17 protein-coding genes are annotated in these 20,859 nt (G+C 59.4%); 8 read left to right on the top strand and 9 right to left on the bottom strand.

The annotated features are described in order from the left end of the window. Positions 1–5: 5 nt before the first annotated feature. From SFUM_RS18050 to SFUM_RS18040, 3 genes are all read right to left on the bottom strand, one after another. The gene (locus SFUM_RS18050) at positions 6–1,166 is read right to left on the bottom strand and encodes an ABC transporter ATP-binding protein (RefSeq protein ID WP_011700292.1); all 1,161 of its coding nucleotides are present in this window, start codon (positions 1,164–1,166) and stop codon (positions 6–8) included. A 133-nt stretch (positions 1,167–1,299) separates the two neighbouring features. Then, entirely contained in the window at positions 1,300–2,427 is a 1,128-nt protein-coding gene (locus tag SFUM_RS18045; RefSeq protein ID WP_011700291.1) for an extracellular solute-binding protein, read from the bottom strand. A 523-nt stretch (positions 2,428–2,950) separates the two neighbouring features. Then, positions 2,951–4,996 (bottom strand): hypothetical protein, encoded by a 2,046-nt coding sequence (locus SFUM_RS18040; protein WP_011700290.1) that lies wholly within the window; start codon positions 4,994–4,996, stop codon positions 2,951–2,953. 833 nt (positions 4,997–5,829) lie between these two features. Between SFUM_RS18040 and SFUM_RS18035 the strand changes: the two genes are divergently transcribed. The 8 genes from SFUM_RS18035 (at position 5,830) to SFUM_RS18000 (ending at position 15,216) form a co-directional block, all read left to right on the top strand. Further along, entirely contained in the window at positions 5,830–7,047 is a 1,218-nt protein-coding gene (locus tag SFUM_RS18035; protein ID WP_011700289.1) for a toxic anion resistance protein, read from the top strand. A gap of 47 nt (positions 7,048–7,094) precedes the next feature. Beyond that, positions 7,095–8,177 (top strand): putative urea ABC transporter substrate-binding protein, encoded by a 1,083-nt coding sequence (locus SFUM_RS18030; RefSeq protein WP_011700288.1) that lies wholly within the window; start codon positions 7,095–7,097, stop codon positions 8,175–8,177. A gap of 67 nt (positions 8,178–8,244) precedes the next feature. Then, positions 8,245–9,069 carry an ABC transporter permease gene (locus SFUM_RS18025; protein WP_041443086.1) on the top strand — a complete coding sequence of 275 codons (825 nt, stop codon included), beginning with the start codon at positions 8,245–8,247 and terminating at the stop codon, positions 9,067–9,069. A gap of 11 nt (positions 9,070–9,080) precedes the next feature. Beyond that, positions 9,081–9,992: an ABC transporter ATP-binding protein gene (locus tag SFUM_RS18020; protein WP_011700286.1), complete on the top strand. Its 912-nt coding sequence runs from the start codon at positions 9,081–9,083 to the stop codon at positions 9,990–9,992. A 194-nt stretch (positions 9,993–10,186) separates the two neighbouring features. After that, positions 10,187–11,914, top strand: a complete 1,728-nt coding sequence (locus SFUM_RS18015) for an ABC transporter substrate-binding protein (RefSeq protein ID WP_041440922.1) — start codon at positions 10,187–10,189, stop codon at positions 11,912–11,914. A gap of 18 nt (positions 11,915–11,932) precedes the next feature. Further along, positions 11,933–12,739 carry a vWA domain-containing protein gene (locus SFUM_RS18010; protein WP_011700284.1) on the top strand — a complete coding sequence of 269 codons (807 nt, stop codon included), beginning with the start codon at positions 11,933–11,935 and terminating at the stop codon, positions 12,737–12,739. A 34-nt stretch (positions 12,740–12,773) separates the two neighbouring features. Then, positions 12,774–14,342, top strand: a complete 1,569-nt coding sequence (locus SFUM_RS18005; protein ID WP_011700283.1) for an OmpA family protein — start codon at positions 12,774–12,776, stop codon at positions 14,340–14,342. Positions 14,343–14,361: 19 nt separating this feature from the next. Beyond that, positions 14,362–15,216 (top strand): hypothetical protein, encoded by an 855-nt coding sequence (locus tag SFUM_RS18000; RefSeq protein ID WP_011700282.1) that lies wholly within the window; start codon positions 14,362–14,364, stop codon positions 15,214–15,216. Between the two features lie 199 nt (positions 15,217–15,415). Here the strand turns inward: SFUM_RS18000 and glgC are convergent, their stop codons facing one another. From glgC to SFUM_RS17970, 6 genes are all read right to left on the bottom strand, one after another. Then, a complete protein-coding gene (glgC, locus tag SFUM_RS17995) occupies positions 15,416–16,687 on the bottom strand; it encodes a glucose-1-phosphate adenylyltransferase (protein ID WP_049766422.1) in 1,272 nt (423 codons plus the stop codon). Positions 16,688–16,766: 79 nt separating this feature from the next. Continuing rightward, entirely contained in the window at positions 16,767–17,309 is a 543-nt protein-coding gene (locus SFUM_RS22085) for a peroxiredoxin family protein (RefSeq protein ID WP_011700280.1), read from the bottom strand. Continuing rightward, on the bottom strand, positions 17,306–18,013 hold the full coding sequence (locus tag SFUM_RS17985) for a cytochrome c biogenesis protein CcdA (protein WP_011700279.1): 708 nt from the start codon (positions 18,011–18,013) through the stop codon (positions 17,306–17,308). The genes SFUM_RS22085 and SFUM_RS17985 overlap by 4 nt, the downstream gene beginning before the upstream one ends. Before the next feature lie 27 nt (positions 18,014–18,040). Further along, positions 18,041–18,793, bottom strand: a complete 753-nt coding sequence (gene recO, locus SFUM_RS22080) for a DNA repair protein RecO (protein WP_011700278.1) — start codon at positions 18,791–18,793, stop codon at positions 18,041–18,043. A 129-nt stretch (positions 18,794–18,922) separates the two neighbouring features. Next, positions 18,923–19,915, bottom strand: a complete 993-nt coding sequence (locus SFUM_RS23000; protein WP_150109555.1) for a helix-turn-helix domain-containing protein — start codon at positions 19,913–19,915, stop codon at positions 18,923–18,925. Further along, on the bottom strand, positions 19,867–20,841 hold the full coding sequence (locus SFUM_RS17970) for a peptidylprolyl isomerase (protein ID WP_167321375.1): 975 nt from the start codon (positions 20,839–20,841) through the stop codon (positions 19,867–19,869). The genes SFUM_RS23000 and SFUM_RS17970 overlap by 49 nt, the downstream gene beginning before the upstream one ends. Between the last annotated feature and the right edge of the window lie 18 nt (positions 20,842–20,859).

Below are 20,859 nucleotides of genomic sequence, written 5' to 3'. Positions count from 1 at the left end.
TTCTTTCACGCGGGAATAGCCAGGGTCGTCTTCGTCGAAAAGAAGACCCGGACTTTCTCGCCTATGGCGTAAGGCTTGTGGTTTCGGGGGTTCTGAACGTCGACCCTGAATATGGCGCCGCTCCCGATTTCAACGTCATAGCGAACGGCATTGCCTATGAAAGACGCAAAACTGACCGCGCCGCTCATCGAGTTGACGTCCTCCGGGGCAGATTCCGTTTCTCCGATGGAAGCCGTTTCCGGCCGCACACAAATCACGCACGGGTCCCCTGTTTCCAGCCTTACATCGGAGCGGCACAGAAAGATTCCGACCTCCGTACCCACTGTGATTTCTTCCCCCGCCCCGGCAGCTTCCCGCACCTGGCCGGGGATCAGGTTGTTGATCCCGATGAAGTCCGCCACAAAGGCATTCGCCGGCCGCTCGTAGAGATCCCACGGCGTGCCCACCTGCTGCAGTTTCCCCTTATCGATCACGGCAATCCGGTCCGAGAGGGTAAGGGCCTCTTCCTGGTCGTGCGTCACGTAGACCGTGGTGATGGCCAGGTCTTTCTGGAGCTTTCGAATCTCCGCGCGCACCTGCAGGCGAATCTTGGCATCGAGATTGCTCAGGGGTTCGTCCAGCAGGAGGACGTCCGGGTTCAGAACCAGGGCGCGAGCCAGCGCGACGCGCTGTTGCTGACCACCCGAGAGTTGGCCCGGATAGCGTTTTTCGAGCCCCTCCAGGTTGACCAGACCCAGGGCACGGGAGACCCTTTCACCGATGCTTCCCTTCGGGACTTTCTTGATCTTCAGCCCGTAGGCGACGTTATCGAAAATGGTCATGTGGGGCCACAAAGCGTAATTCTGAAAAACCATTCCGATGTTTCTCTCGTACGGCGGAATCCCCGTTACATCCCTGTCGTTGAAAAAAACAGCTCCCGCATCCGGGTTATGAAAACCGCCGACCAAACGCAGAATGGTTGTCTTGCCGCAACCCGAGGGCCCCAGCAGAGTGAAAAGCTCCCCGTCCCGGACATCGAGGGACACATGGCTGACCGCCTCCAGGGAACCAAACCTCTTGACGATATCTCGCAGCTCGATATTCATCTTGTGGAAACCGGGTTTTCCGCCTGCGTCAACGATGACTCCCTGCCTGTCCGACGCGGGCGCGGCAGGCGGGAGCGACATCCCCGGACCCCCGCGTTCGGCCTCCAGCCGGCTGAGGCCGCGTTCCGGGAAGTGTCAGAGGCCTCGGAGGAGGCCTTCCGCCCGTAAAAGGCGGCAAGGCACTCCCCGATGGATTGCACGTATCGTCCGGATGCTACTTTTCCTTGACAATGTCTTTGTGTTTTTCGGTGATCTCTTTGCGAAAATAGGCGTTGACCTCTTCAATGCGCTTCTTCTCGCCGGCGAGCTTGACGTCATAAACGTTGCCGACGGGAATGTCAAAGAACGACCTCATGCCGCCGGTGAAGGCAACCGCCTTTTCCTGGTTGGAACCGGGAGGGCCCTGGACCTTGTACTTGGCCGTGATGGGATAAACTCCCAGCTGCGAGACAAGCTTCTGGCCTTCCTCGGAGACCAGGAATTCGATGAAGGCGTGAGCGGCCCTGGGGTGCGGCGCTCCCTTCAAGACGGCCATCGGTTCGGGAGTGAGGTAGGCATTGGTGGGATAGACATACATGACATCGTAGCCGCCCAGAACCTCGGCAAACGCCATGTAGCTGGGCACGCCGAAACCGACGGCAAACTCCCCCTTGGCCACCACGCTCGGCACGTCGCGCGACCGGGCGGTAAAAATTCCCGTGTTGGCCGCCAGCCTGGTCAGCCATGCCCATCCTTTGTCCCACCCATGCGTCTGAAGGATGACCTCGATCGTCGCGTGACTCGAACTCGAACGGTCCGGCGTGCACTGCGCGATCTGTCCCTTCAACTTGGGGTTGAGCAAATCGTCCCAGTCTTTGATCTCAACACCCAGGCGCTTCAACAGCTTCGGCTGGTAGATGATCCCGTAGGGCTCGAGCATCGTTCCGACCCAAAACCCTTTCGGGTCCTTGAGCGGCAACGGCACCGGCTTTCCTATGCTCGCCGGGATTTCATCCCATGTTTTCTGCGGCAATTGTATTTTTTCCAACAGTCCCTGGGCGGCCAAGTCGTCGAAAAGCGTTCCTTCCCCGCCCCAGAAGATATCCGCCTGGGGATTCCCCTTCCATTCGAGGATCTGGCCGTAGGCAACCGGCGTGCCCTTCGGAATCGCGCTGGTCTTGACCTGGATGTTCCACTTCTTCCTGGCGTACTCGTCGAAGGCCTTAAGAACCGGGTCGTGGACATCCTTGGAAACGGGAGTGATCAAATAGAGCTCGTTCTCGATCGGCTGGGCCTGGACGCTACCCCAGCAACAAAAGATCAGAGCTGAAATCAGTACGGTCAAAATCCGGACTTTTCTCATTCTTCCCCCCTCTTGTTTGGTGTGGACGTCTGGAACAATGGTCTGATCGTCGATTTTCACTCGATGTCCGCAACTTTCCGGTTCGAAAACAGGGTCTGCCGATCGACGACGGATATTCACACAAGGCCTGTCCTGCCCGGGTCCGCGCCGCCGATCACCGGCGACGACGAGGGCTGCCGCCCCTGGCGCAGGAACGGCGCCGGTACGCGTCCCGCACATCTATCCCGAAACACGCCGAACCTGTGTAGAGTCTAAAGGAGACACGGGGATCCGTCAAGGCAATAGGGCCGTGCGGGGTCGTTTGAAATCGGGGCTCGCGCAGGGGCCAATCCCATGAAAATACCGAGGAGTAGCGATGAAGTCCCGGATGTTGAACCGCAGATCGATCCGCCGTTTGTCCGCGCTCCCGGCAATAGGACCTCCGGCGCATACGGCAGCGGTTCAGCGTGCGGAACGCCGGCCCCTTTTGGGGTGACGGCCGGCGGAGGAATGACCCCGGCCGGCTCTTTTCATGAAGAGGTCCTTATTTCTCCACTTCAAATTCACTGTCGAGGTTTTCGATGACACTGCACGCCGCAAGCCCGCTCTTCGTGTTCTTGAATACGCCTCCTCCGTCAGTCCCGGCGTAGATGATGTTCGGATGTGTGGGATGGATTGCCAGAGAATCGATACACATCGCCGAGAGGCCCGAGTTGGCGGGGGTCCAATTCCCGCCGCCGTTGGTGCTCTTGAACACGCCTCGGTCGCCGGTCCCGGCGTAGATGACATTCGGGTTCGAAGGGTCGACGGCAAGCGAATAGATGTCGTTGGTCGTGAGGCCCGAGTCCTTCAGTGCCCAATTCCCGCCGGCGTTCGTGCTCTTGAATATCCCGCCATAGTAAGCCCCGGCATAGATGACGTTCGGGTTCGAAGGATTGACGACAAGACAAGAAATCAGGGGCGCCGAGAGGCCCGAGTTCTTCTGGGTCCAGCTTCCGCCGCCGTTGGCGCTCTTGAACACGCCTCCGCCGGCAGTCCCCGCATAGATCACGTTCGGGTTCGAAGGGTTGACGGCAAGCGCACTGATGCAACTCTCGGTGAGGCCCGAGTTCTTCTGGGTCCAGCTTCCGCCGCCGTTGGTGCTCTTGAACACGCCTGCGCCGTCAGTCCCGGCATAGATGACATTCGGGTTCGAAGGGTTGACGGCCAGCGCATTGATGAAACTCTCGGTGAGGCCCGAGTTCTTCTGGGTCCAGCTTCCGCCGCCGTCGGTGCTCTTGAACACGCCTCCACCCGAGGTCCCGGCATAGATGACGTTCGGGTTCGAAGGATTGACGGCTAGAGCGTAAATGTAACCTACGGCAAGGCCCGAGTTCTTCCGGGTCCAGCTTCCGCCGCCGTTGGTGCTCTTGAACACGCCTTCACCCCAGGTCCCCGCGTAGAGGGTGGCCGGGGTCAAAGGGTCGACGACAATTGAAGCCACACCCGTCGCCGTGAGGCCCGAGTTCTTCCGACTCCAGCTCCCGGCGCGGTCGGTGCTCTTGAGTACGCCTCCGCTATCGCTTCCGGCATAGATGATGTTCGGACTCGATGGACTGACCGCAAGGAGATTCGCACTATTGGCCGTAAAGCCCGATATCTTTTGCGTCCAGCTCCCGCCCTGGTTGGTGCTCTTGAATACGCCTCCATACCAGGCTCCGGCATAAATGATGTTCCCATGTGAAGGATCGATGGCCAGACAATAGACGTAGGTCGCCGTGAGACCCGAGTTTTTCTGGGTCCAGCTCCCGCCGCCGTCGGTGCTCTTGAACACGCCTTCCCCGTATGTCCCGGCGTAAATGATGCTCGGATTTGAAGGGTTGACGGCCAGGCAATAGATCTTTGTCGCCGTGAGGCCAGAGTTTTTCTGGGTCCAGCTCCCGCCGCCGTTGGTGCTCTTGAATACGCCTCCCCCCCAGGTCCCGGCATAAATGACGTTCGGATTTGAAGGGTTGACGGCCAGAGCGTAGATAAAGGTCTCGGTGAGGCCCGAGTTTTTCCGGGTCCAGCTCCCGCCGCCGTCGGTGCTCTTGAACACGCCTCCACCATAGGTTCCGGCATAGATGACGTTCGGGTTGGAAGGATTGACGGCCAGCGAATAAATACTGCTCACCGTCAGGCCCGAGCTTTTCTGCGTCCAACTCCCGCCGCCGTTGGTGCTCTTGAATACGCCTCCACCCATGGTTCCGGCATAGACGACGTTCGGATTCGAAGGGTTGACGGCCAGACAATGAACCTTTGTCGACGTGAGGCCCGAGTTTTTCTGATTCCAGCTCCCGCCGCCGTTGGTGCTCTTGAACACGCCTCCGCCATCGCTTCCGGCGTAGACGACGTTCGGGTTCGAAGGATTGACGGCCACTGCACCGATATAACCGCCCTCAGGACCGATGCCGGCCCATTGCGCATGGGTTGGAGCCGGCCGACACAAACAAGCCGTGAAGAATATCGACAGCACGAACAGGAAGAGGGAGGCCGAACGCAGTTCTCTTTTGTCCAGCCTTTCCGACGCAACCTTGTGTAAACCATATCCGGACTTTGCCGCCTTCCCCATGACACCCTCCGCATTTTTGGAGATGTTTGGCCTGAAAGAACAAGCCGACTCTTGTATCAAGTCTTCAGGTCTTACATATATCAAGACTAGGCTAACTCCATGATTTTTACAATATTTTTTTCCCGGATGCTCATCCTGACGGGTGCTGTCGAATGTGATTCATCAACCAAATATGTTGTACATTCCAGCAAAGTCGGAGCTCTGAAACCGAACATGAGCGAAAGGGTTTGCACAGTGCAATGGAAGCTGCAAGTTGCAGCCTTTCATCGAGATTATCAATAGAACAAAATATATCCGTGCTTCCTCGTGCGTTTAAAAGTTGCCGCGAGGATTCCGCGTCGAATCCATCGACGGCCCGGGCCGACACCACGCGACACATCGGTAGAGACGGCGCGGCAACCGGGCAAGGACCGCCCGCAATGTTTATTCTGAAACATGCGCGGGTTCGGCACAGTTTCACGGTTTGCGGTGAGCCTCCGGCTCGTGGAGCTTTGTGCCGCCTCTGCGGAACCTGTTCTCAAGGACGCGCGAACCCGCGCATTCTCAGTCCTTGCGTGCCGGGGATGCCGCTGCGCCTTTGCGCGGATTTCCGAGCTCGGCATGCGTCCCGGATGAGTTCGGCTCCGACATGGCCGACTTGCTTCCTTCACTCCCGAACAAAACCTGCCGAATATACAGGGGATGATATTTCTTTCGATCACCTTTTCCTTTCAAAATCTGTGAGCATGTGATGTAATTTGTAGTCGGGCCTGCAACATCGCGGTATTGCGGCCTTCTATCGTGAGCGTTGCGCCGTTGCAGACCTGACCCCATTAGCAGAAAGGAGAAAACAGATGGCGGAGCAGCCCCAGAGCGCAGTCCCGTTGACCATTACCACTCCCGAAGGAATACGCCAGGAATTGGCGCTGATCGAACCCAAGGCCATCCAGGTGGTGCCGGCTCAAGATTCGGCCCTGGATGCGGTCGCCGAGGACTATGCCCGAAAGCTGATCGCATTCGGCAGGGATGACGTCGAAGCCCAGGAGCGAACCAAGCAGGCCGTCCTGAGCATGGGCGCCGCCTCTCAGCATCGGGCGGGACAGTTCAGCCGGATGCTCGATGAACCCATCCACACCCTCGCAAAACGGGGTGAAGACGGAGGCCCGGTGGCCAATGCACTGGTCGACCTGAAGATGAACGTCGAGGAACTGGACCCGGCACGGTTTGATTTCGAGGCGGGCTGGTTTTCCCGCATGGTCGGGTGGGTCCCCGGAGTCGGGCAGCCTCTGAAGCGGTATTTCACGAAATACGAAAGCACCAAAACTGTAATCGACGCCATTCTGAATTCCCTCGGCGAAGGGAAAAAACAGCTCCTGAGGGACAACGGCGTCCTGCTCGAAGATCAGAAGGGGATGCGCCAGGTGACGCTGCAACTGGAACAGGTCATCAAGCTGGGACAGCTCATCGATCAGAAACTGGAACGGATGCTTTCCACCGAGCTTGCCCAGGACGAGTTCCGCAAGGAATTCGTCAAATCCGAGCTTCTTTTCCCGCTGCGCCAGCGGATCGTGGATCTGCAGCAGCAGCTCGCCGTCACTCAGCAAGGCGTGCTGGCAACGGAGCTCATCATTCGCAACAACCGGGAGTTGGTGCGTGGGGTCGACCGGGCGCAGAACGTCACGGTTTACGCTCTGCAGGTGGCGGCGACGGTGGCGATGGCGCTTGCGCATCAAAAGAACGCCATCGACAAGATAGAAGCCATCAACGAGACGACTTCCGAACTGATATCCCACACCGCGGAGCAACTGCGCACCCAGGGAGCCGAAATACACAAGCAGGCGTCCACGGCGCAGCTCGACGTCGAAGCGCTCAAGAGTGCGTTTGCCGACATTCATGCCGCCATGGACGACATTGCGCGGTTTCGAAGCGAGGCGCTGCCCCAAATGGCCGGAGTCATCCTCGATATGGACCAAATGACGACCGAGGCGGAAGACAAGATCCGCCGGATGGAAGCGGGCAACCGGGCAACTGCCGCGGCCCTTCTGATCGACATTGACGCACCTCGAACCTGAGTGGCCGGAATCGTCGGAATTTCGCCAAAATAAAAAGGGGAAGGCCCATGAATCTCTCACATCGCGTTTCGCACGTCTACAAGGTGGTCCTGGTCGCAATGGTCCTGGCGGCCGTCTTCGGAATGCAGTGTAACGGAGCGCTTGCGGCGCAGAAACACCGCATCGCCTGGTCGCACTACACGGGGTGGGAACCCTGGGCTTACGCCGCTGATTCGGGCATACTGAAGAAGTGGGCCGACAAGTACGGAATCGAAATCGAGCTGGTTCTCGTAAACGACTATGTTGAATCGATCAATCTGTACACCGGAGGTCAATTCGACGGCTGCGTCATGACGAACATGGATGCCTTGACGATCCCCGCGGTGGGCGGCATCGACAGTACCGCCGTCATCGTGGGCGATTTCTCCGACGGAAACGATGGAATCGTCGTCAGAAACGGCACCTCGGTCAAGGACCTCAAGGGCCGCCGAGTGATGCTCGTCGAGCTTTCCGTCTCCCATTACCTGATGGCTCGAGCCCTCGAACAGAGCGGCCTCAGCGAACGTGACGTCACCACCGTGAACACCAGCGACGCGGACATCGCGGGACTCTTCCTCGCCAGCAAGGATCCAAAGGCGGCGGTCATTACCTGGAACCCGCTCCTCATGCAGGTGCGAAATGCCAAGGGGGTCAACCTTGTTTTCGATTCATCGAAGATTCCCGGAGAGATCATGGACTTGATGGTGGTCCGCACCAGTGCGCCCGACGCGCTCAAGAAAGCCCTGACCGGCGCTTGGTATGAAACCATGGCGATCATGTCCGGGCACAGCAAGACCGCGAAAGACGCCGTCCAGTTCATGGCGAAGACGGCGGGGGGCACTGAAGCCGAGTTCCGCGCCCAGCTTCGCACCACCAGGATGTTCTACCAGGCTGCCGAAGCGGTTGCCTTCACCAAGGGACCGGACGTCAAGAAGACGATGGACTACGTCCGGACGTTCTGCTTCACCCACGGTCTGTTCGGGCAGGGGGCGACATCGAAAGACCACGTCGGCGTTTCGTTTCCCGATGGCTCCATCCTCGGCGATCCGAAGAACGTCAAGCTCCGCTTCGAGGCCACGTACATGGAGATGGCCGCAGGCAATGCCCTGTAGCTGAGCGCGACGGCTCATGCCGGGTGAAGGGAAACCGCCTGTGAAAGACGGAAAGACACGACCGAAGATGCCGACATTCCTCGGTTTGCACGCACAGCCGTCCAGACCGCTCCAGGTGATGCTCGCCCTGCTGCCGTTCATTGCGCTTGTCTGCGTCTATCTGGGTGTTTCGGAAATGCGTTACCGGAACAACCCGGCCGACAAGGTCGTGCCTACGCTCGGCAAGATGGCCGAAGGCGTGAACCAGGTTGCCTTCACCGAAGACAAACGAACGGGCAAGGTTCTGCTGTGGGATGATACGCTGTCCAGCCTCAAACGGCTCGGGACGGGGATCGGTTGCGCAGCAGTCCTGGCGCTTCTCGCCGGTCTGAACATGGGTCTGTTCCCCGGGGTCCGGAACCTGTCGCTCGCTTTCATCACGTTCGTTTCCATCATTCCTCCCCTTGCCATTTTGCCTATTCTTTTCATTGTCTTCGGCGTGGAGGAAACCGCGAAGGTCGTCCTGATCTTCATCGGGACTTTCCCCATGATCACCCGGGGCGTTTACCTGGCCGCCAGGAAGATCCCGACGGAGCAGATCTTCAAGGCCCTCACCCTGGGCGCGTCGCAATTCGCCGTGGCGTACCGCATCGTGCTTCCTCAAATCATGCCGTGCCTGATCGATTCCACGCGGCTGTCCCTCGGAGCGGCCTGGCTCTTCCTCATCGCCTCAGAGGCGATTGCGTCGACCGACGGGCTCGGATACCGCATCTACCTGGTTCGCCGGTATCTGGCGATGGACATCATCATCCCTTACGTGCTCTGGATCACCCTGCTCGGATTCCTGTTCGACCGGTTGCTGCAGGCCTGGATTTCCAAGCGGTATTCCTGGTACCTCGTCACCAAGGAGTAAGTGGGAACCCCATGGAGGAAAAGACCTCGCTTCGCGCCCTTCGGGAAAGCGCTTCCCTGTACCTTGAGAATGTCCGCAAGTGCTACGGCCCCAAGGTCATTCTCAAGGACATAGACCTCGCCGTGAAGAAGGGCGAATTCTGCAGCCTCGTCGGACCGAGCGGGTGCGGAAAATCGACGCTGCTCCGGCTGATCCTCGGACAGGAGTACGTGACCTCGGGGACTTTCCTCATCGGCGGCAAACCGGTGGGCCCCCCCGATACGACCCGGGGCATCGTCTACCAGCGCTATTCGCTTTTTCCCCATCTCACCGTGCTCCAGAACGTGGTGCTCGGATTGAACCTGTCGAGCGGTCTCATCGACAGGTTTCGCATGAAGAAGCAATTCCACGATGAGGCCATGCGGTTCCTGGAAGAGGTCGAGCTTGCCGACCATTCCCACAAATACCCCCACGAACTGTCGGGCGGCATGCAGCAGCGGGTGGCGATTTCCCAGGCACTCATCATGAAGCCCGAGCTCCTCCTGATGGACGAGCCGTTTGGAGCGCTCGACCCCGGGACCAGGGAGCATATGCAGATCTTTTTGCTGGGGATGTGGGAAAAGTATAAGATGACGGTGTTCTTCGTCACGCACGACCTGGAAGAGGCCGTGTTTCTCGGAACGCGCATCCTCGTGCTCTCGCAGTACTGGTCGGACGGCAAAACGGACGTTGACGGTCCCGGTCACGGGGCCCGCATCGTCTCCGACTACCCGCTCGCTCGCCGGGCGACTTCGACGGCCGTCAAGAAGTCCGCCGATTTCGGGGAACTCATTCAGAAAATACGTCATGACGGGTTTGATCCCGAATACCTGCAGCACGTCACGGAATTCGATCTGCGGCATCCGGATTCCTTCCGGACGTTGGACGAGAGCGAGGCGGGATAGATTGCCGATTGCATTTTTCCGTGACAGGCCGTGGACGATATGCGCCGCATGGTCCATGGCGTTCCCTCTCCCCGGGAGATGTGACGGTCATGCCTGCGCGGACCGGCATCCGGGCCGTTCCGGCGGATTCGAGTTATTGCGGGAGCGTCGATGATGACTTTCATGCTTCGTTGAAACGCGCAAGGAGGTTGGCAATGCGATGGAATGGCAGGAACAGGGCTTTCTTGACGGTGCTGGGGCTCGGATTTCTGATTTCCCGATTCGCCTGGGGGGTACAATACGTCGACTCTCCGCCGCTCGTCAAAGTCGTGCACGGTCCGGTCGGCCAGGTTCAGAAAAGCGCGTCCGTCCAGGTCCCGCTGATCACCTGGGGTGGCGACATTGCCACCATCCTCGCCAACGGGAACGCGCGCGTCACCGCGAAGGGCAGCATATTCGACCGTCTGGGGCTCAACCTCAAGCTGGTTCGGGAAGATGATTTCAAGAAGCAGGTCGAAGCTTACCGCCGCGGCGATACCCCGTACCTGCGCGGGACCCTGGGCATGCTCGCCATGGCTTCGGAACTGCTTGCCGGAGATCCCCGCACGAAACCCGTCGTCATTTACCAGATGACGTGGTCCAGCGGAGGCGACGCGCTGGTGGTCAAGGAAGGGATCAAAACGGTGAGCGACCTCAAAGGCAGAACGATCGCCGTGCAGGCATACGGACCGCACGTTCAGCTGCTCACCGAAATGCTCCGCGACGCGGGTCTTTCCATCCGCGACGTGACCATCAAGTGGACGCGCGACCTCACCGGCACGGAGTCGACTCCGGCCAAGGCACTCTCGAGCCCGGACGTGCACGCGGCAACGGTCATCACCCCGGACGCCCTGATGCTCACATCCAACGGCACCGTGGGCACGGGGGCCGAAGGGTCCATCAGGGGAGCGCGCATTCTGCTCACCACGAAGACCGCCAACCGCATCATCGCCGACGTCTATGCGGTGAGGAGCGATTACTTCGCCGCCCACCGCGACCAGGTGGAAAACTTCGTCAGAGGGCTGATGCTCGCCGAAGAGGAGCTTCGCGACCTCTTCAAGAACAAGGAACCGCGCCTCAAGGACTATCAGAAATCGGTCGCCGCGGCGGCCGAAATCCTCCTCGACAGCGCCCAGGCCGTTGCGGACGCGGAAGCCATGTATAACGACTGCGAGTACGTAGGGTTCAGGGGAAACGTCCGGTTCTTCACCGACCAGAACTATCCCCGCAAGTTATCGAAGCTCAACGAAGAGGCACAGACCGCCTTCGCCTCCATCGGCCTGATCGGCAAAGGCATTCCCCTGGATCATGCCTCATGGGACTACGAACGATTCAAGACGGGCCTCAAAGACACGGCCGGCGTCGAAATTCAGCGATTCGACAAGGAGCGCGTGGCTTCGGTGATCACACGCAAGCAGCAGCAGGGAACCCTCGCCGAGGGGGAGCTGTTTTCATTCGAGGTCTACTTTCAGCCCAACCAGAACACCTTTCCCGCCGATCTTTATGCCGATTCTTTCGGTCGTGTCGTGGAACTGGCATCGACCTACGGCGGGGCGCTCATCTCCGTCGAGGGCCACAGCGACCCGATGGCGTACCTGAACGGAAAGAAGCAGGGCCAGCCGGAAGTCGTCCTGGGAAGAATCAAGCAGTCGGCCAAGAACCTCAGCCTGACAAGGGCTGCCGCTGTCCGGGACAGCGTCATCGCATATGCCAGGAACCGGGGAATCACGTTGGACGAAAGCCAGTTCGCCGTGGTGGGACACGGCATCATGCAGCCCAGGAGCGGCATTTGCGGCAGCGATCCATGTCCGCCCAAGACCGAGCAGGAATGGCGCGACAACATGCGGGTTGAGTTCCGCATCATCCAGGTGGAAGCGGAGTCCGCCGTTTTCAAGCCCTTATAGTGAAAAGAGGGAAACCCTATGAAGGCAAAGCGCACTGCAGTGATTGCCCTGCTGCTTCTCGGTCTGGTTGCGGGATTGCCTTCCTGCGACCAGGACACTTCGACTTCCCAGCCGGTTCAGTCGAGCCGTCAGCCCGCGCCGTCGCCCCCGACCCCGCCGGCGCAGCCGCAGGGACCGCCCCCATTTGATGCGCCGTGGCCGCCGCCCGCGAAGGGTGGCGGCGAAGTCGCGCTGTCCGACAACCTGCTGGCCAGGAACTACTACGTGATCATGGACAGCTCCGGAAGCATGAACGAGGTCCGCTGCTCCGGCAACAGAACCAAATCGGAGGCGGCCAAGACGGCCTTGGCGCAGTTCGCCCGGATCACCCCCAAAGACGCCAACATGGGGCTTGCGGTGTTCGATGCGTACGGCATTGCCGAAAGAGTCCCCCTCGGGCTCGAAAACAGGGACAAGTTCATCGCGGCAGTGAATGCCACCGCTCCGGGAAACGGCACCCCTCTTCATGACGCCTTGCTTCTCGGCTATCGGAGACTGGAAGAAACGGCCCGCCGCCAGGCCGGATACGGCGAATACCATCTGGTCGTCATCACGGATGGGCAGGCCTACCCGCAGAACCAGGACCCCACGCCCGTTGTCGCTTACATTCTCCGTCAATCGCCCGTTGTCATTCACACCATCGGCTTTTGTATCGGCACGGACCATTCGCTCAACCAGCCCGGTCGCACCGTATACAGGGCGGCGGACAATCCCCGCGAGCTGCAACAGGGGCTGGAGGAAGTGTTGGCGGAATCACCGGATTTCGATTTGGCCGCGTTCAAATAGAAAACGGAGAATGTCCTGATCCGGGAGGAATTCCATGACCAGACAAGCCACGGGAGCGCTGCTGTTACTGCTGGTCGGTCTTCTGACCATCGGCGGCGCCTATTACCTGAAACCCTATTTTCAGGAACGGGAACAGCGCCGAACGAGTGACGCCCGGGAGAGCAAGGGCAATATCAAAGTCGCCATGGACAACTGGATCGGATATTTTCCGCTCTGTTCCCCGGAGATGAAGAAGCGCATGCGGCAGCAGGGCTGGAACCTGGTCTGCGAGGACGACCAGGCCGACTACCCCCAACGCATGAAGCGCCTCAAAGATGAGGAAATCGACTTCGCCGTGGCAACGGTCGATTCCTTCCTGCTGAACGGGGCCTCGAAGGGATTCCCGGGGACCATTGTCGCGGTGATCGACGAATCCCAGGGAGGCGACGCCATTGTCGCGCGCAAGGACGCCGTGGCGAGCCTCAATGAGCTGAAAGGTCGAACCGACATCAACGTGGCGTTCACCCCCGCGTCGCCGAGTCACCATCTGCTCAAGGCGGCCGCCGAGCATTTCGACGTGCCCCAGCTGCTTCCGTCGGGCGAGAGGCTCATCCACACCAAGGGCTCCGAGGAGGCGCTCAAGAAGCTGCTCTCAGGCAAAGCCCAGGTCGCCGCGCTCTGGGAACCCGACGTTTCCCGGGCGCTCGCTCAGGACGGCATCGTCAAGCTCCTCGGCACCGAAGACACCAAGAGGCTGATCGTGGACGTGCTCATCGCCAACCGCGATTTTTCCAGGAACCGCCCGGAAATCGTCAGCCTGCTGCTTGCGAACTACTTCATGACCCTCAAGACCTACCGGGAAAATCAACAGATGCTGGAAGAGCACGTCATTGCGGCCGCCAATCTCCCACGGGACGCGGTGGAGAAGATGCTCAAGGGCGTGGCCTGGACGAACCTCACCGACAATTGCGAGAGGTGGTTCGGAATCTCCGTGCCGGGAAGCCAGGCGACGGACAGCCTTATCGAGACCATCGAGTCCAGTGTGCAGATTCTCATTCACAACGGCGATTTCACCGAAAGCCCCGTCCCTGGGGGAGATCCTTACCGGCTCACGCAGAGCCGGTTCGTGGAAGATTTGTATTTGAAGGGCATGACCGGATTCACCAGTCCCAAGGCGGGCACCGTCAAGCCGGATTCCGTCAACTCCCTGGAAACCGCCTTCGCTCCCCTGAGCCGTGACGCATGGAGCGCCCTGCAGGAGATTGGAACGCTCAAGACCGACCCCGTGGTCTTCCAGAGCGGCACCTCGGATCTGAGCTTTCAGGGAAAGCTGGAGATCGACAGGGCCGTGGAACGACTCAAGCACTATCCCAACTTTCGGGTGGTCATCAAGGGTCACACCGGTACCGAAGGGGACCCCGAAGCGAACAAAACGCTTTCCCGGGAGCGCAGCGAGGCGGTGGCCCGCTATCTCGAGGTGACCTACAATATCAATCCGAACCGCCTGCTCCCCGTCGGGTTTGGAGGCGAGAAACCCCTGCCGCGGAATCCGGGGGAATCCACTCGATCTTACAACTACCGGTTGCCGCGGGTGGAGATGGTGCTCGTTCGCGAAGTCTTCTAGGAGCGTGCAGGTCCACACGATGAAAAAAGATCAGGAAGAAAAGACCGCCCTGGCCGTCATCGAGGATTTCTCCCAACAGGCCATCGGCAAGGCCGTGCTCCGGAACACCATCCAGCATCCGCTGACGCTCTACCCCCTCGTCCTGGGAGTGCTCGGCACCGCGGCATCCCTCGTCCTGGAGCTCCCGTTCGCGGTCCTGCTCGGTTCCATCTCCGCAATGGGAGGCGGTGTGATGGGATGGGTGGTCAATTTCTTCTTTCGAGGCGACGCGTTCGCAACGCGATACATCCAGGGATGCCAGGAGGCCGTCGCGCTGCAACGCCACAGACTGATGGAGACGATGCACGAGGCGCTCGTGCAATGCCGATCGATCGCGGGAGCCGAGGGCCTGTGCGAGCAGGGGATCGCGCAACTGGAACAGGCGCAGAAAAGGCTGGCCAACCTTCGGGAAATCCTCGAAGAAAGGGTCCATTCCAATGAATTGATCTACACCCGCTACCTGGGGGCGGCGGAACAGGTCTATCTGTCGGTGCTGGACAACCTGCGGGATATGACGGCGATACTGAAAAGCGTGAGCGCCATCGACACGGAATACATCGCCCACCGAATGAACGAGCTCCGGCGGCTTGACAATCCCACCGACGCCGACCGGGAGGAAAACGAGACGCTCGTCAAAAGAAAGGCCCTTCGCGATCAGCAGCTGCATAAGGTCAACGTCCTGCTCACCCGCAACGAAGAGGCGATGACGCAGATGGACGACGCCGGTGCCGCGGTCGCGAACATGGATACGGACGACTCGCGAACGTCGCTCGACCTGGAAACCGCCATCGAGGAACTCCAGAAGCTCGCCAGGGTATCGCAACAGTTCAAGTAGCCGGGACCTCACACCGAGATGCGTTGCCCTCTGGAATGCAGGCTGGACTGATCAGGATTTGACGCAAGGTTATCGTCGTCACGATGATTCACCCGATCCGGGAAGAGCGGGGTGCCGGCCCGGCCGCGGATGCGGTCCTTGCGGGAGCCGCCGTCCTCCGCGGCGGGCATGCGGGGATTTCGGGCCGTAGTATCCCGGGCTATTTGAAATACGACTTGGGAACGACCACGATGCCCCGAGGGGTCACGTGAAACTGCTTTCGGTCTTCCTGGGGGTCAATGCCGAGCTGTGTGCCGGGGGGGATGATGTTGTGCTTGTCGATGATGGCCTTCTTGATCCGGCAGTGCCGCCCGACCTCCACGTTGTCCATGATGACCGATTCATCCACTTCGGCCCAGCTTCGCACCGTCACGTTGTACGACAGGACGGAACTGCGCACGGTGCCGCCGCTGATGATGGAACCGGAGGAAACGATGGAATCCACGGCGGTGCCTGTGCGGGGCTTGTTCGGATCCGCCTGGTTGAACACGAACTTGGCCGGCGGATACTGCTTCTGGAACGTCCGGATCGGCCACAAGGTTCCGTACAGGTTGAAAAAGGGGTCGATGCCGGTCAGATCCATGTTCGCATTCCAGTAGGCGTCCAGCGTTCCGACATCCCGCCAGTACTGTGAATCCCGCGTTTGATCCACCAGGCGCAGCCCCCTCACTCCATCAGGGTCGACCATGTGGATATAATCCCGGATCTTGTTGAGCCGGCGGTACGGATAGGCAATGACTTTGAAATCGTCGATCAGCCTCGGTATGATGTCTTTGCCGAAGTCGTCGTGGTCCGTCTTGTGAAGAAGCTCCAAAAGCAAGTCCGTTCGGAACAGGTAGATCCCCATCGAGGCCAGACTGCGTTCCGGGTCGTCGGGTATCGGTTTCGGGTCCTTGGGTTTCTCCTCCCATGCTCGAATCCTGAAATCATTGTCCACTTCGGCTATCCCGAACTCCGAGCCCTGGGCGCGATCCACCTCCAGGAGCCCCACCGACACATCGGCCCCTTTCTTTTCGTGGTACTCACGAAAAGCGGAGTAATCCATCTTGTAGACGTGATCCCCGGATAGAATCAGCACGTACCGCGGCTTCTCCCTCATGATCAGGTAGAGATTCTGCCTCACGCAGTCGGCCGTTCCGCGATACCATTCGGTTCCCGCCCTCTGCTGCGGGGCGGCGATGCGCAGATAGTGACCCAGGTCGCCGGAGAAGATGTTCCAGCCCTCCTCGAGGTGGTCCACCATTGACTGCGACTTGTACTGAGGGAAAACCAGGATCTTGTAAAGCTGGGAATTGATACAGTTGCTGAGCGGAATATCGATGAGGCGATAGATCCCCCCGAACGGGACGGCCGGCTTGGACCGGTCCTGTGTGAGAGGCATCAGCCGCTGCCCTCTGCCTCCAGCCATGATGACGGTCAGTACGTCCTTCATGCTCTCCTGCTTTCCGCGCAACCCCTTCCCCGGCAACCGGGGACCCCGGAGGCGCGATCCCCGGGCATGCCTGAAAAGATCATTTGAGTTTCAAAAGCTCCTTGACATTCCGGGGCAGTTCATTGGCCCGATAAAGAACCTTCCCCTCCTTGTCGACAAGGACGAACAACGGGATGCCCTGCACCTGATAGGCGCGACAGACCTTCTGATCTCCATCATAGAGCAGGGGATACGGCATGGGGTGGCCTTGCCGAAATTTTTTCAAACGCTCGATGGAATCCCCGCCGCCCACGTTGATGGCGAGTATCTCCAGGTTGCTTTCGGGAATATCCTTGCGGATGGACATGATGGCAGGCTTGGCCGCCATGCAGTGAGGGCACCAGGTCGCCCAGAAATAGAAAAGGACCGGACGATTGCCTTTGTACTTGCTGAGGGCGATCTTGTTGCCGTCCAAGTCGGGAAGTTCGAAGTCGGGGGCCTTGGGGTCGGACCCGAACAGGCCGGTCAGCATCATCTTCGCCTCGGAAGCGGATGCCGGCCCCACAGGGCATGCCAATCCCCCGGCAAAGGTCAGAGCAATCAGTGCAATGCAGCAGAAACGCCAGGTACCCCACCGATTCATAACCAGAATTCTCCTGTCTTGATGAAGAAATACTCAGCCGCGAGGATCATTATCACTCCGAAAAACCGTTGCACCCGTCTCATCCAGACCCCCGACCTGGGGAGGGAAGTCAGCAGTCCCGTGAACGTGCCCACGATGATAACGAGACTTCCGAGGCCATACGCGAAGGCGAAAAGCATGCCGATGCCCCAGGCCACGTCCTGCCTCGTGGCCACCAGGGTCAGCAGCACGCCCAGGATTGGAGTGGTGCAGGTGCTCACCACCAGGGCCGATGCTCCACCCAGGAGGACGCTCGTCAGTATGTCATGCCCCCGCATGTCCTTGACCTGCAGCCGATTGAGAAAGGCCGGCGGGGAAAGGGGAACGGCTTCCAGCATCGCCAAACCGAAGAAAAGGCACACGTTCCCGACCAGCAGATAGGTCCAACGGTTTGCGGTCAAGGTTCCGAAAAGTTGGCCCGACATGGCCGCGAACGCTCCGAGAGCGGAGTAGATCACCGCCATGCCCAACACGTAGAAAATAGAGAGGATGAATCCCCTCCATCGGCTCCCATTGGCCTTTCCACCGATGAACGCCACGGTGATGGGCATCATGGGGTACGTGCAGGGGGTGAAACTCGCCAGCACGCCGCCACAGAAAGCCAATAAGAGAGCCAGGAAAGGCGAAGTGCGTGCGATACCCTCAAACTGAGCTAACCATTCCAAACCGAATCCTCTGATCAGCCTGATGGTTCATGTCGAATGGGCCTGCTGGAGCAGCTTCAGGCTTTTCAATTCCTTCCTGATATGACCGCGGACCCAATCCAATAAACCATAAAACAACTGAACCTTCGTGTCATGCAAAAACCGGAGACGCCAGATTCTGTCCAACGACAGGCTTCGACACTGGCGAATCAACAGCAAAGTGCCCAGATCCAGTTCGAGGGCACGAACCCGCTCGACGGGATGATCGGGGCAGGCAAGCAAGCCCCGGTCCACCTGCCAGCACCACTTCGTCGCCGATCTCAATGATCGCCCGCAAATCCCGCAATTTTCCAGGGCAGGTAAATAACCCATCTTATCCTGGAAGCGGAAGATAAACAAGAGCGCCACATTCAACGAGTCCTTGTCTTCGCACAATTGCCGGAGGGTTTCCTTGAGCAGCTCGAACAATTCGGGCTGCGGATCGCCTTCGGGAACCATTTCTATAACGATTTCAGAGATCAGCGCGGCAATCCCCCACCGAATCAGCTCCGTGCGCAAAGACAGGAACGGTTCGAGGAGTTTGCAGGACTCAAGCCAGACCAGGGTCCCCTTTTCCCGGAATTGCAGTTCCACCAGGCTGCACGGTTCCAGGGTATTCGCAAATCGTTTGCGGCTCCGCCTGGCGCCTTTGGCAATTCCCTGCAGTCGTCCCCCGGACCTGGTGTAGAGGCCGACCAGCCGATCGGACTCACCGTGGTCCCTGGTGTTCAGGATAATCGCTTCGGTGCGGGTTGTCTTCATATCGGTCGTGAGCGGTTGCAGGCGGGATTGGAGCCGTGCGGGCCGGAAAACGGAGCAAAAAACATGGCCAGCTTCCCCGACGGACTTGTGAGCGGCGGAGCCCCTTGGCATGCAGTGCCCCGCATCAGCCTATTCTTTCACATACTGCGGGTCCGGAAGGTGAAAGCGCAGGACCTGCCCCGATCTTCCCGGGGCATCGACGGGACGTCCGTTCCAACTCATGCGGACGCCGCCAAGGTTGCCCACCACGACGCGCATGCCCTTCTCGGCTTTCCATTCCCGCGTCTCACCCGGGTGCAACATGGCACTCTGAGTGATCCTGCCGTCCATTTCCACCTGGATCCAGGTCTTCTCGGAAGCCGCCACCGCAAAGACGTGCTTCCTGGCGGTTTCGGACGGACCAGCGGGCTCGCCGGCGGCAAGCACCTCGTTGGGAAGGCCGCTCGCCTGGGCGGTCCTGACTTCCCCCGCCTCGACAACCTCTTGTTGAACCGGGGTCTCCGCGGGTTCCTTCACCGCAGGAGCCGCCGCGGTTTCGACGACGGGCGCGACAGGTGCCGGCTCCACTTTCGGTTCGGGCTTTGCGACGGGATTCGCTCTGACCGGAAGATCGGTGGGAAATTCCTGCTGGCTGTAAACCGTCTTGGCAATCGGAGGCGTCTGGCTCACCCGGGCACGTTTCTCGGCAATCCAAACCCCGCCTGACGCGAGGCCGGACAACCCTATCCCCAGCAAGAGCATTCCAAACGGTCCCAAACGCTTCCTTGAACGCTTGACTTTGCTCCACTTCGCATACCGTGCGAGGTATTCATTCTGCCGATTGCAGGCCCGAATATCCGCGGCATATTTTTCAAGGACCGCCGCAGAATCGATCCCCAGGGCCGAACAATAGGCGCGCACGAAATTCTTGACCAGGAGCAGGCTGTCGAGCTTGTCCCAATTGGCCGCTTCCAATGCCTTGAGCGTGCTCAGGCTCATCCCCGTGTTCCGGGAGATGGAATCCAGGGTGATCCCGCGCTCCAGCCTCACAGACTTCAAAAAAACCGCGAGTTCTCTCATGGACAGCACCGAGATTAGAGTGAGATCTTTACGAAAGACCGTGATTCCAGGTCCTTGATCCATTCATCGAACCTGCGCGCCATCTCCTGTTGGTAGAGCTGCCTGCGGGCCCTCTCGCGCATGTTTGTCGCCGGGGAATTTTGAGCGGCCTGCATTTCCGCCCTGCGAACATCGGTAACCAGGAAGATGTAATACCCGTCCCCGCCTTTCACAACATCCGACGGCTGATTTATCTTCAGATCCTTTACGTTCTTCGCGATAAAAGGGGCAAGTTCGTCAAGGCTGACGAACCCCACGTCTCCGCCGTCCTGTGCGGCCGGTCCCTTGGAGTATTGCCTGGCCATTGCAGCGAAATCCTCGCCCGCTTTCAACTTCTCCCGAATCTCCCGCGCCCGCTTTTCCGCCTGTTTGCCCTCAGCCCCGTCGGAGGCGGGAAGGAAAATGATCCCCAGCCGGTACTCTTCCTTGCCTCGGGGCTCCACTCTGACTTCCGGCGGCGATTGGCTCAAAAAAGCATCAATCTGCTTTTCGGAAATAAGGATTTTGGACTTGAGCACTCTTTCCAGAAGGCGGTCCCGCTCCAGATCTTTTGTGAGCACCTTACGAAACTCCTCCATGGACTGGCCGCTCTCCTTGAGCCTCGCCTCCATCTGGGCCTGGCTGACATTGTGGTCCGCCATCACAAAGGCGATGGCCTCATCCACGTCTTTCTTGGTCACGGTGATCTTGAGACGCTTTGCTTCCTGCTCGGTGAGCTTCTCGCGCGTCATCTGCTGCAACAGCTCCCGTTCGATCGCGGCCTTGCGGGCGGGATCGTTCGTTCTCGTTTCAGGAAGGCTCTTTTGAACGAGTTGCAACCGCTCCTGCAACTCGCTGTAAAGAATGATTTCGCCGTTCACCACCGCGACGATACGGTCCAAGGAGTCCGCAGCGCACCTGCCCGACGCCGCAATGACGCAGAACAACACCAACAGAACACAACCCGCCATCCGCATGAAAACACCCCC

The organism is Syntrophobacter fumaroxidans MPOB (assembly GCF_000014965.1).
GTDB classification, from domain to species: Bacteria; Desulfobacterota; Syntrophobacteria; order Syntrophobacterales; family Syntrophobacteraceae; genus Syntrophobacter; species Syntrophobacter fumaroxidans.
The sequence above is the reverse complement of the archived record's forward strand: the minus strand, read 5'-3'. Positions and strand labels throughout refer to the sequence as shown.